We start from the raw sequence: 12,084 nt of genomic DNA on the forward strand, positions 1-12,084 counted from the left end.
CGGCGCACGCTTACGCCCAAATCTTAACCTCCGATCATCGTCGAGGAACGCGTTACTCGCAACGTTGTTCCCATCGGCTGCACTATGAGCCAGTGGCCCAGTGGCCCCATCCGGATTACAGAACTTTCTCTCAGGCCATAACGCGACTTTCTCCACTATGATCAGTCGAGGGGATCCGATCGCAGCAACAACGAGACAGCTGAATCTAGCACTTGGCACGGTCGCTTGGGCGCAACCACCAAGCGCCTTCAAAAGCCTCAAAGATGCCGGGGCGCTGGAGGCTGCTCAGCGATCCCGAAGCTCCAGCCAGCACGTAAGTGAAAAGCTCATCTCTCCATCGCAAATCGATCATCGGTCCTGCGAAGCTACGAAGATCTTTGGACGCGCCGCCAATTACGGACACTCGTTCTGCCCTGCGCCGGCGACGCTCCTTGTCCGGGCAACCGATCATGACGTCGTCATAATCTCTTCTCCGACCAGCCAGTTGAGGGCTCAGGGACCTCTTCAAAGCTGATCGACCGCAGAACCAAGCGGCCAGGCCTCTGGCGGGCACACGCCGAGAAGCAGACCTGCAGACCGTTCGTGGAAATCCGCAAGACGTGTTGCGCTACAAACCCAGCAACCAATAAGGGCGGCCCGCGAGCCGCCCTACTGTACCAATCACCAGCGCATAAGCTAACGCTGATGTCCCAGTCCGATTCCCAGATGTAAGGCCTTCTGGCGTAGCGCACCGACAGAGCGTTTGGTCATTTTTGATATTTTTATGACCGGGGTCCGAGCCTTTGAATGGACCTTCAGCTCTTTGATATCTGCCTTGGTCCACTCACGCCGCTTAACGCGTTTCTTGGTTGCTTTTTTCACAATGAATGCTCCTTTTGAGAGGAGCGGCTTGTAACATAGTTTTTTCACAGCGACGACCGTAAAAAGAGGCAACATAGAACTCGCCAAAAGATGCAAGCTCGGTCATATGTTCAGAAGACAATAGCTCGGACATTAACGGCGGCTGCCCGGTTGTAAATTTCGTGGAGGTTTTCGCGTTGAGAGACCGCCATGAATTTGGCGAATGCAGCCCTCCTAATCGACGCATCGCTGCTCGAAACCAAGCAAGTTATAACAAGTCTGAAAACCCTGAGCAAGCGAATGGCGATTAGCCTGAGAACTGCGCAGGTTCGTGGTTTGTATCAAGCTTAGAAGGGACCATATGAGGAGCTTTCACGTCTTTTGACGAAGGCGTGAGAGCGACAAACCATTATTTCGTTCGCGGTGACATCCTCGACGGCCAACAATTTTAGCCTCAATCGCCGTATGTTCGTCCAGATTGCCTGTCTATGTCATGCATGCATATTTGCCGCGGGCGGGACGAAGCTGAAGCTTGATCGTTCAACTCGAAGCCGTTGCTTTCGATAGGTTGCCGCCGCATCGAGCCATGTTACCCCCCGCTATATTGGCGTTAGGTGCAGGGAGCAGCCATGTCCATCGAGCGTTCTCGCTGGACCTTGCCGAATAATGCGACATCGCTAGCCCGGTTGATTGCCGATCGAAAATTGCGATGATCGATGAGGTTGCCCTGCCGGGTATCGTGCTCGAAGGCGACGGCTACTGAAGACGCGATACAACAATCGTGGTCCCAGACACCAGCTCGCCATCGGTAGCCGCACGGCCACCGAGTAGCCGTTGCTGATCATGGCGCGCGTTGCCTCCATCAACAAGCCGCTCGCTGTCCGACCTTGCGATCGCTTGCCCCGCAGTAGCGGTGGGCCGACTGGATGCGCGAGCTAGTACTCACCTGCACAGCGTTGACGACCGCTTCCGCAAATGCGCTGGTCCATTTGCACTATTGGACCGGCGCCGAGGGCTCGTTGGGCTCGTCATCGGTGATTGCGCGCCAAGCCGCCCCGTCGAGATCGTCATACTGGCCACTCTTCAGCGACCACAGAAAGCCCAGCAGGCCGACGAAGCCGAGCGAAAGTGCGAGCGGAACCAGATAGACTAGGACTTCCATCAGGCTGCCACGCTCCTACGTGCCCGCAGCGCATTAAGCATAACCAGTACCGACGAACCTGACATCGCCGCAGCGGCAATCAGCGGCGTCACCAGGCCGGCGATCGCAATAGGTACGGCCAGGACGTTATAGACGACAGCAAGCCAGAGATTCTGCCGCATCAGCCGCAGCGCCCTGCGCGAGCCTCTGACCGCCGTCATCACCGGCCCGAGACGCTGACCGAGGAAGACCGCATCAGCGACTGCCTGGCTCATATGGGTGGCAGTGACAGGCGACATCGAGGCATACGCCGCGGCGAGCGCGGGTGCATCGTTCAAGCCGTCGCCGACCATCAACACCTTGTACCCCTGGCTGGTCAGACCCTCGATCCGAGCGACCTTGTCCATCGGCGAGACGTTGGCGCGCCACTTGATAATGCCGAGCGTCTCGGCCGCCCGCCGAACAGCGGGCTCACGATCCCCCGAAACAATCTCCACCATGATACCGAGGCGTGCGAGGCCCGCGACGACCTCGGCCGCGTCTGGCCGTATCCGTTGCCGGATGGCGAAGACATGCCTGGCGTCGCCATGGCTGAACGCGACGACAGAGGCCTCGGGATCACGGCACAGGATCTCGTCTGCGAGGCTGTCGGCACCGCAGAACGAGGCGTGGCCAAGCCGGATCGGCGCCCCTTCATAGCAACCGTGGACGCCCCGCCCGGGCTCCTCTTCGATATCGGCCAGCGGCTCGCTTGCGCCGGCAGCTCGCACGACGGCGGCGGCGATCGGATGGCGGCTCGACAGTGCCAACCGGCCCGCCAATTTGATGACATCTTCGGGAATGGCGGCGAGGTTGGCGACGTCGAGCTCGGGCAGCGTCAGCGTACCGGTTTTGTCGAAAATCACTCGGTCCACCTCGGCAATACGCTCGATCGCATCCCCGGCATTGAGCAGCACGCCGGAACGGAATAGTGCGCCGGAGGCCACGGTCTGCACCGCGGGGATCGCCAGGCCCAGCGAGCAAGGGCAGGTGATGATCAAGACCGCAATCGCGGTGACGACCGAATCATGGAAGGTTGCGCCGAAGGCCAGCCAGCCCAGCATCGTCAGGAAGGCCGTTGTGTGAACGATCGGTGCATAGAGCCGCGACGCGCGCTCAGCGAGGCGCAGATAGCGCGAGCGCGCTTGCAAGGCATGATCAAGTAGCCTGGAGATCTCGGCAAGCAGGGTGCCGTCCGAGGCCGTCGCCGCGCGGACGCGCAGGGTGCCGGATCGAACCAACGTGCCGGCGAACACCGCACTGCCAGGAGCCGCAATCGCCGGCAAGGTCTCGCCGGTAACGAGGCTTTGATCGACCTCGGAGTATCCCTCGATTACGTTGCCGTCGACGGTACAGCACTCGCCGGGTCGCACCAGCACGATATCTCCCGGTTTGATCGCCGCCACCGGAACGGTTCTGATCTCGGTCGGGCTTATGAACTTCGCCGCAGTCTCCGCCTTCAGTGCAGCAAGGTTGCTGGCGAAGGCGCGGGTGCGCCGCCTCATGTTCTGGTCGAGATAGCGGCCTGCGAGCAGGAAGGCGATCAACATGATCGCCGCATCGAAATAGGCGTGCTCGGCATGACCGATGGTCTCGATCACCGAAGTTGCCAAGGCGAGCAGGATGCCGATGCTGATCGGCACGTCCATATTGGCTCCGCGCGCCCGCAGCGCAGCAAAAGCGGAAGAGAAGAACGGTTGCGCGCAATAAGCCGCGGCCGGCAGGACGATCAGCGCGGAAAGCCAATGAAAGAAGTCGCGCTGCTCCGGCAGCATGTCCGAGACATTTCCGGACCATACCGGGATCGACAGCATCATCACGTTCATCGCCGCAAAGGCGGCGACGCCCAGCCGCCGCAGCAAGCTCTGCGCCCTCTCCGCCTCCAGCGTCTCCGCATTGTCCCGCTGGAAGGGATATGCCCGATAGCCTAATTCGGCGAGCCGCTTGACAAATAGCGCTGGATCGAGCGCTCCTGCCTTCCACTCGAGCGCCAGCCGGTTTTCGGTGAGGTTCACGCGGGCCGAGGTCACATCCGGAATGCTCGACAGATTGCGCTCGATCTTGCCCATGCAGCCCGCGCAATTGATGCCCTCCACCGCGAGGTCGAGCTGAACGAGGCCCGCGCCTGCCCTCTTCAGAAAGTGAGAAAAATCGATGTCTGCCTGCATGGGTATGTACTCTCAGTTCAGGATGACGCGGTTTTTCGATACAAACATGCGGCGGCCATTGGCATCGCCCTCGATCACGAGATCCCACTGTCCGACAGCGACGCCCGAGGCACTGCCCCGGTAAGTTCCAACACTGGCCTGCGAAACATCAATCGCCCGATCGGCCCGGCGGTCGACCGGGCGCTCGAGCCGGGCCACGAAATTCATTCCGGCGACAGGCGCGCCTGAGCGGTCGCGCACCTCGATCGCAAGCACGGCTTCACCGTCTGGCTGCCGGTGGATATGCCCCTGCACCCGCCAGCTTCGCTCGTTCTGCTGCCGTGCCGCGATGATCTCACGCTCATAGGCGAGGCTCGCGCTATAGGCGCTGTCAACCTCCGCCCCCGGCAAGGTCGTGATGGCAAAGCGCATCATTACCAGATTGGCGCCAATCACGACCGAAAAGAAGGTGAGAATGGCGATCAGGACGAAGCGTCCGGTGATGGGCCGCGCGACTGGAATTGATGCGGTCATGGTCAGATCCCGACAGTGATCGTTAGGGGAGGACGAAATGATCCATTGAGGAGGCGACTTCGCCGAGGCCAATGTCGGTGACCCGAAACTTCACCGGCATCGAGCGTTGCGACTTGTCGTCGACCGGCGCTGTCAGCAGCACGCGCAGTTCTGTCGTCGTATCGCGAGCCAAGACGATCATCGGTCGATCGACGGTCACCGAATCGGCGCCGACGACGTGGACGGACGTTTCGGGCGGCCCGTCGACGTCGATCGCGATCACGCGATCGAAGCCGCGCTTGTTGAGCAGGCGCACCGTATAGCCGTTGCGAACCGAACCGTCGCTGAGCCTGACCGCCACGGGATTACGGTCGTGTAGGACGCTGAGATCGAGCAGCGTTCTCGACAACAGCCCATAAAGCATCACGGCGCAGACGAGCGCGATCAAAAGAGCGTAGACGAGCGTGCGGGGCCGTACCGGCTTGAATAGCTCCGACCTGCCGTCCATCCGCCGCCGAATATTGATGTCGTTGTCGTAACCGATCAGGCCGGTTTTGCGCCCGATCTTCCTCATGACGGCATCGCAGGCGTCGATGCATAGCCCGCACTGGATACAGCCCAGTTGGGCGCCGTTGCGGATATCGATCCCGGTCGGGCACACCGCCGCGCATTGATTGCAATCGATGCAGTCTCCGGCCCTTTCGCCCCGCGCGCGTAGATCGAATGATTTCTTCAATGAGCAGCGCTGCTCGCCGCGGTCGTACTTATAGGTGACATTGAGGGCCCATTCGTCGGTGAGCGCGGCCTGGATGCGCGGCCACGGGCACATATATACGCAAACCTGCTCGCGCATGTAGCCAGCCAGCAGATACGTCGAAGCGGTCAAGACCCCAATCCAGATATAGGCGATTGCGGGCGCTTGGAACGTCGCCAGATCGCGCACCAAGGTCGGCGCGTCGGCGAAGTAGAGCACCCAGGCGCCGCCGGTCCACCAAGCGATCATCAACCAGATTGCGTGCTTCAGCACGTGCCTTGCCGTGCGCCCCGCTGTCATTGGGCGAGCGGCGGCCTTCAGCCGATCGCGACGGTCGCCCTCGACCCAGCGCTCGAGCGCATAGTACAGGTCGGTCCAGACCGTCTGCGGACAGAGATAGCCACACCAAATCCGCCCGCCTAGCGCGTTCATCAGGAACAGGGCCATCGCGGCAAGCACGAGCAAACCGGTGAAGTAATAGAGTTCTTGCGGCCACAACTCGATGAAGAAGAAGTAGAACCGCCGGTTCGGGAAATCGAGCAACACCGCCTGATCGGGAGCGCCGAGGCCACGTTGCCAACGCACGAAGGGCAGCAGGTAGTAGATGCCGAGACAGACCGCCATCAGCCGCCATTTGATCGTGCGGAAAGTACCGTGGACGCTCTGCGGATAGACCTTGCTTTGGGCTACATAGAGGGGTCCATCCTCGTCGATCCCCGGGCCATCGAGCGAAACGGTCTTGTTCACGGCGGGCTTCATGACCGACCTCACATCGGGCGCGGATGACTCACGTTGATCCGGGTCAACGGCGCCGCAGGTTTTGCGGCCCATCTCGGCTATTGTCCGCCGCCGAGCGAATGCACATAGACGGCAAGTGCCTTGACTGTGACGGGATCTAGCCGCCCGCTCCAAGCCGGCATAATGCCGGCACGGCCATAGCTGATGGTCTCGACCAGCGTGTCCTCGTCCGAGCCGTACAGCCAAATCCGGTCAGTCAGATTCGGCGCGCCGAGTGCCTGATTGCCCTTGGCGTTCTCGCCATGACAGACCGCGCAATTCTCGGCAAAGATCCTTGTGCCGGCAGCAGCATCGAAATTGGCTGTCGTGGTCAGGCCTGACAGCGATCGCACGTAATTCGCTACGGTAACAATCTCGGTTTTCGTGAGGATGCCGTCACGGCCGAAGGCCAGCATTTGTCCCTCATGCGCCCGGGCATGTCCGGAACGTGCGCCGAACTGGATGGTCTGCAGGATCTGGTCGAGCGATCCGCCCCACAGCCAGTCATCGTCATTGAGATTAGGATACCCCTTGGCACCCGCACCGCCGCTCCCATGGCATGGCGCGCAATTGTCGGCGAACACCGTCTTACCGCGCGCGCGGGCCAATCCCAGCAGGGCAGGATCCTTCTCGATCTCGATAAGAGACGCTTTGCCCAGCACGGCCATCTTCTCGCCGCGCAGCTTCTCAAGACCTGCAAGCTCGTCAACGACGGTGGCGCGCGTCGAATAATCAAACGCGCCAGTCGTGTAGCTTGAGAAGAGCGGCCAGGCCGGATAAACGACCCAGTAGCCGATCGCCCAAAGGATCGTGGCGTAGAAGCTTAAGATCCACCAGCGCGGCAGCGGCGTGTTGAGCTCCTTTATACCATCCCATTCGTGCCCCGTCGTGGAGCGGCCGGAGATGTGATCGATGTCGTTGTGCTCGGTCATGACCTGTCAGTCCCGGCGCAGCGGCATGCGCGCCGCAGAATCAAAACGCCTTTTGTTGCGGGGCCAGAGCGCGTAAATGACGATGGCTACGAAGATGCCGACGAACAACGGGGTCCAGAGCGTCACGACGAAGCTTGATGCCAGGTTCTCGATGGAAAGAACGGCTTTCATGAGGATCCTTCAGCGCAGGTTGGCTTTTTCGTCGTAGAGCTTGAAATCGATCAGTGTGCCGAGCATCTGCAGGTAGGCGACGAGCGCATCGAGTTCGGTTGGATTGCCGGCCCTGCCGTCGAAATTGCGCACAGTCGCCTTCGGATAGCGCTTCTGGAACGACTCGACGTTGGCGCTATCGGGATCGAGCTGCGTCTTCAGGTCGGCGACAGCGTTCTTGATCTGGTCCTCGGTATAGGGGACGCCGATTGCCCGATTGGTGCGCAGATGTGCGACCATATCGGTCAGGTCGACCTCCGTGTTCGCCAGCGACGGATAGCCCGGCATCACCGATTGCGGCACGATGGCGCGCGGATTGATCAAATGCGTGACGTGCCAGTCATCGGAATATTTCCCGCCAACCCGTGCGAGGTCCGGGCCGGTTCGCTTCGAGCCCCATTGAAACGGGTGGTCATACATGCTCTCAGCGGCCAGCGAGTAATGCCCGTAGCGCTCGACCTCGTCGCGCAACGGCCGGATCATCTGCGAGTGACAGAGGTAGCAGCCCTCACGTACGTAGATGTTGCGGCCGGCAAGCTCGAGCGGCGTATACGGCCGCACACCGTCCACCGCCTCGATCGTGCTCTTGAGGTAAAACAACGGCGTGATCTCGACCAGGCCACCGACCGCTATCACGGCAAGGATGCCGGCGATCAAGATGATCGAATTCTTCTCAAAGATCTTGTGTCGGTTCCAGAGCGACATGCGATGACCTATTCCGCGACCTGGAGCGCTCTAGCGTCCTGGATTTGATCGGCTTCCTGTGCGTTCACGGTCATCCAGAGGTTGGCGGCCATGATCAGCGCACCAATCAGGAACAGTGCGCCGCCCGCGGCACGGATGATGTAGAAGGGATGCATGGCCTCGACCGACTCGATGAACGAGTACTCGAGGAAACCAAGCGAGGTATAGGCGCGCCACATCAGCCCCTGCAGGATGCCGGACACCCACATCGCGGAGATGTAGAGCACGATTCCGATCGTGGCGATCCAGAAGTGCCAGTTGACGAGCTTGAGGCTATACAGCTGGCGATTCCAAAGCCAAGGAATCAGACAATACAGCGCGCCGAATGATACGAAGCCGACCCAGCCCAGCGCGCCCGAATGCACATGGCCGACCGTCCAATCCGTGTAATGACTGAGCGAATTGACGACCTTGATCGCCATGGTGGGACCTTCGAACGTCGCCATGCCGTAAAAGGCAACCGAGACCACGAGCATGCGTAGCACCGGGTCGGTGCGCAGCTTGTCCCAGGCGCCCGAAAGCGTCATCAGGCCGTTGATCATGCCGCCCCATGAGGGCATCCACAGCATGATCGAGAACGTCATGCCCAGCGTCTGTGTCCAGTCCGGCAGCGCCGTGTAGTGTAGATGGTGCGGACCGGCCCAGATGTAGAGGAAGATCAGCGCCCAGAAGTGGATGATCGACAGACGGTAAGAATAGACCGGGCGTCCGGCTCTCTTCGGAATGAAGTAGTACATGATCGCCAGGAAACCTGCGGTCAGGAAGAAGCCGACCGCGTTGTGGCCGTACCACCACTGAAACATGGCATCCTGGACGCCGCCCCAGGCAATGTAGGATTTCGAACCGAACACCGAGACCGGCAATGCGGGATTGTTGCCAAGGTGGAGCACTGCAATGGTGACGATAAAGGCGAGATAGAACCAGTTGGCGACGAAGATATGCGGTTCTTTCCGTTTCAGCAATGTCGCCAGGAACACCATGAGATAGGTGATCCAGACGATGGTGAGCCAGAGATCGGCGTACCACTCCGGCTCGGCATATTCCTTCGACTGAGTGACACCGAACAGATAGCCGGTGCCCGCGATCACAATGAAGAAATTATAGCCAACGACCACAAACCATGGCGCAAGATCGCCGGCCAAGCGCGTACGGCATGTCTTCTGCACGACGTAGAACGAGGTCGCGATGAGCACGTTTCCGCCGAACGCAAAGATCACCGCCGATGTGTGCAGCGGGCGAAGCCGGCCGAAGCTCGTCCAGGGCAGGTCAAAATTCAGTGCAGGCCAGGCAAGTTGCGAGGCGATCAGCAGACCGATGGAAAAGCCCGCAATGCCCCAGAACATCGCCAGCACCGAGGCGAATTTGATCGGACCGAGATTGTAGTTCGGTCGGCCATTGATCTGCGCCGGCGGTAATTGCGCCGGCCGTTCATAGTAGCGATTGAGGATGACGCCTGCAGCAGCTAGGCTGGCGGCGGAAGCCAGCAATGCGTGGAAGGTAAACGCAGAATCGTGCCCCATCGCTCCGGCGAAAAAGAAAACGTAGGCAGAAACTGCGAATACCGACATCAGGCCTGCTTCACCCATGGTCGTGGATTTCGAGGCAGGGGATGGGCTTGTCATGGCTTGGCCTTCTTCGAAAGCGGGATGCTTGGGGGATTATTTTCGGAGAGCTGGGCGATTGGATTCATCAATCGCGAAGCGCTGCGGGAGGCCGTCATCGATCCTACGATCGAGCGCGCGCAGGGTGTGTTCGTTGGGGCAGTCTTTCAGCGGATTTCGATACTTCCCTGTTTGGAGGTCGGCGGCGCAACGGGCCTTCGCCTGACATAGGCCGCACACCCGCTGCAGATCGCGCAATACGTCACCATGGCAGGCGGCAAGCGCACCTTCGGAAAAACCAGCAAGCGCAAGGCGCTTGCTCAAGAGTTCGGGAGAGCCCGGACTTTGCGCCAGGGCTCGAAAAGCGGGTGTGGACAGATTAAGCTCACGCGCGATCGCATCGACGTCCTGCGGGCTCAAGTAAGCCAGCTCGGATGTCCGAGACAGGCTCGCTCGTAACCGGCTGAGCAAATTCCTCAACCGCCAAGGACCACCGATATGTGCAGGTTGGCTAACCATGTGTCATATCCCTCGAAGCAGCCATAGCTGCTGGAGGCGGAATTGTTTTTGACCTGCATCAAATAAGATCAACGTGGGAGCAATCGCCCTACCGGCAAGAGGCTTGGCGGAGCGCCGGAGCGAGCCGGCTGAACGAGCGGCCGGCAAGAGTGCCGCAAGGGCCCTTCGTGTCACGCACAACAAGACGCCTGCTGCATTTGGCGGCGACAGTATTCGCGAGCTCCTTCGAATCGACGCTCGAAGCGAAGTTTTACGAGATCGAGCCCGAACTCGCAGAATGACCACGCTATGAGAGTTCGCGGGACCTGCTAGCCGAAATCAGACTAGCCGCCCCATGCCGGCGGCAATGCAGGCGGCGTTCGAAGCTCCATCGCATCGGCGAAGATGGTCCAATCGCGAACACCTTTTTGCTTGCAGAAGTCGGTCTCCGCCTGCTGTGCAGCAGCACTCAGCGATGCGGCGTCGACCTTGAACGCTGCCTGACAGGCACGATGCTCGTGGCCGGTATCGTCGCAAACGGTCTTAATGAAGCGAACGTTAAATGAAGGCATGACTACCCTCCTTCGGTGGGTTTGCTCATCCTTGCCTATTCTGCCATTAGAACCAGGAGAGTATTTGATTTGTCTCAAGCAGCATCCCAAAGCAATTGGCCACTCACCGTGAAAGAGGCTCTTCTGACGAGTGCCGGCGGCCCAGCACTATCGTCGGCAGGACCGGCGCCCCCATGATCGTAAGCAAATGAGGCGAACCGTTCCTATCTCGCTTCTGACGGCCCACCCTGCCGCCGCAATGGCGAAGCCGATGATCAGGCTCGCCGCAGCCAAGGTTTCGATAAGGCCAAGGTTCAGGGCTTCCGCGCCAAAGCCTATGGCTGCGATCAGCGCCGGCAAGGCCACCGACAATGCGAAGCGAGCAATCAATCTAAGATCTCCTTCACGCCGCTCGCATCATTAATGACACCTGTTGTCATGTCCGATGTGCGTGCGGTGCGCTTCAACATTCGCATGATTGCGCGTCCTGCATTTTGATTTCCATCAACCCGGCTGCATCCAGGTTGTCGGAACTGAGGCGCGGCCCTAGCTAGTCACCTGAGCGGAACATGCTTGTCCACCCTGCCCACCCGGGGCGCAGCACGCGCCGTCGGTCGCGCTAGACGCGCACGGCGCGTTTTTGACCTGGATCAATACTTCAGCAGTCGCCGACCGATAGAAACGATCCTCCAGAAGGTCACACACATGGCACACAGAAAGACTTGGCGCCCGATCATCTTTTCGTGCCCAAGTACGGGCGACCGGGTTCAGGGACTGCTGCCGGACGACGCAGCCGAGCCAGGTGCCAATAACCTGCACCCGATAACCTGCGTCGCTTGTGATGGTGTCCACTTCATCGATCCGCGGACCGACTCGATGCCTCCGGGCCGAGCGCAGCTAGCCCGTCCGCCTTACGATTGACGCCGTGAAGGAAACGTCCCACCAATAAAGGATGCTCGATATGACAGGAGACCGCGCGAGCCGTGCGTGATATTTAGCTCAAGCTGTTCGCGCGGCGGACAAGTGATGTGGTTCGGAATGTCTGGAAGGTTGCTTGAATTGTCAGTCGGTGGCGATGAACACCGTCCAGGATCTAACGGCAACGCGACCTGGGAGCGGATCGAGACGGCGCCCTTTGATCGGGACCTGGAGATTGGCGTGATCGAGGGTAATGCGATTCATCGGCTGGTCTTTCCTTGCCGCCGGATCTTCGGCGGCTGGATCAAGGCGAAAAGCGGGGAACACGTTGCTGTGCAGCCCACGCACTGGCGCATTTGGTTCAAGTAGCGCTGGCTATCCTGCACAATCTATCGGCGTTATTTGACACGCGTCTGCCT

The 12,084-nt window shown here is 60.0% G+C and carries 12 protein-coding genes; 1 reads left to right on the forward strand and 11 read right to left on the reverse strand.

The features are described 5' to 3' along the window. Window positions 1-675 precede the first annotated feature (675 nt). The 11 genes from ACVIYL_RS42925 to ACVIYL_RS42975 form a co-directional block, all read right to left on the reverse strand. Window positions 676-861 (reverse strand): hypothetical protein, encoded by a 186-nt coding sequence (locus ACVIYL_RS42925; RefSeq protein ID WP_080667195.1) that lies wholly within the window; start codon window positions 859-861, stop codon window positions 676-678. A 973-nt stretch (window positions 862-1,834) separates the two neighbouring features. Then, on the reverse strand, window positions 1,835-2,002 hold the full coding sequence (gene ccoS, locus ACVIYL_RS42930; protein ID WP_456781496.1) for a cbb3-type cytochrome oxidase assembly protein CcoS: 168 nt from the start codon (window positions 2,000-2,002) through the stop codon (window positions 1,835-1,837). Further along, a complete protein-coding gene (locus ACVIYL_RS42935; protein WP_456781497.1) occupies window positions 2,002-4,188 on the reverse strand; it encodes a heavy metal translocating P-type ATPase in 2,187 nt (728 codons plus the stop codon). The genes ccoS and ACVIYL_RS42935 overlap by 1 nt, the downstream gene beginning before the upstream one ends. Before the next feature lie 12 nt (window positions 4,189-4,200). Next, on the reverse strand, window positions 4,201-4,701 hold the full coding sequence (locus tag ACVIYL_RS42940) for a FixH family protein (RefSeq protein WP_456781960.1): 501 nt from the start codon (window positions 4,699-4,701) through the stop codon (window positions 4,201-4,203). 22 nt (window positions 4,702-4,723) lie between these two features. Then, window positions 4,724-6,193 carry a cytochrome c oxidase accessory protein CcoG gene (gene ccoG, locus ACVIYL_RS42945; protein WP_456781498.1) on the reverse strand — a complete coding sequence of 490 codons (1,470 nt, stop codon included), beginning with the start codon at window positions 6,191-6,193 and terminating at the stop codon, window positions 4,724-4,726. Window positions 6,194-6,270: 77 nt separating this feature from the next. Continuing rightward, the gene (ccoP, locus tag ACVIYL_RS42950) at window positions 6,271-7,143 is read right to left on the reverse strand and encodes a cytochrome-c oxidase, cbb3-type subunit III (RefSeq protein ID WP_456781499.1); all 873 of its coding nucleotides are present in this window, start codon (window positions 7,141-7,143) and stop codon (window positions 6,271-6,273) included. A gap of 6 nt (window positions 7,144-7,149) precedes the next feature. Next, the gene (locus ACVIYL_RS42955) at window positions 7,150-7,314 is read right to left on the reverse strand and encodes a cbb3-type cytochrome c oxidase subunit 3 (RefSeq protein ID WP_310881340.1); all 165 of its coding nucleotides are present in this window, start codon (window positions 7,312-7,314) and stop codon (window positions 7,150-7,152) included. Between the two features lie 9 nt (window positions 7,315-7,323). Then, a complete protein-coding gene (ccoO, locus tag ACVIYL_RS42960) occupies window positions 7,324-8,058 on the reverse strand; it encodes a cytochrome-c oxidase, cbb3-type subunit II (RefSeq protein ID WP_456781500.1) in 735 nt (244 codons plus the stop codon). Window positions 8,059-8,066: 8 nt separating this feature from the next. Next, a complete protein-coding gene (gene ccoN, locus ACVIYL_RS42965; RefSeq protein ID WP_456781501.1) occupies window positions 8,067-9,719 on the reverse strand; it encodes a cytochrome-c oxidase, cbb3-type subunit I in 1,653 nt (550 codons plus the stop codon). A gap of 36 nt (window positions 9,720-9,755) precedes the next feature. After that, the gene (locus ACVIYL_RS42970) at window positions 9,756-10,118 is read right to left on the reverse strand and encodes a hypothetical protein (protein ID WP_310881337.1); all 363 of its coding nucleotides are present in this window, start codon (window positions 10,116-10,118) and stop codon (window positions 9,756-9,758) included. Window positions 10,119-10,540: 422 nt separating this feature from the next. Further along, window positions 10,541-10,768, reverse strand: a complete 228-nt coding sequence (locus ACVIYL_RS42975) for a hypothetical protein (protein ID WP_028336473.1) — start codon at window positions 10,766-10,768, stop codon at window positions 10,541-10,543. Window positions 10,769-11,773: 1,005 nt separating this feature from the next. On the opposite strand from ACVIYL_RS42975, the gene ACVIYL_RS42980 reads away from it, so the two are divergent. Further along, the gene (locus tag ACVIYL_RS42980; RefSeq protein ID WP_456781502.1) at window positions 11,774-12,034 is read left to right on the forward strand and encodes a hypothetical protein; all 261 of its coding nucleotides are present in this window, start codon (window positions 11,774-11,776) and stop codon (window positions 12,032-12,034) included. The last annotated feature ends 50 nt before the right edge of the window (window positions 12,035-12,084 follow it).

It is taken from the genome of Bradyrhizobium sp. USDA 3315, from assembly GCF_054056795.1.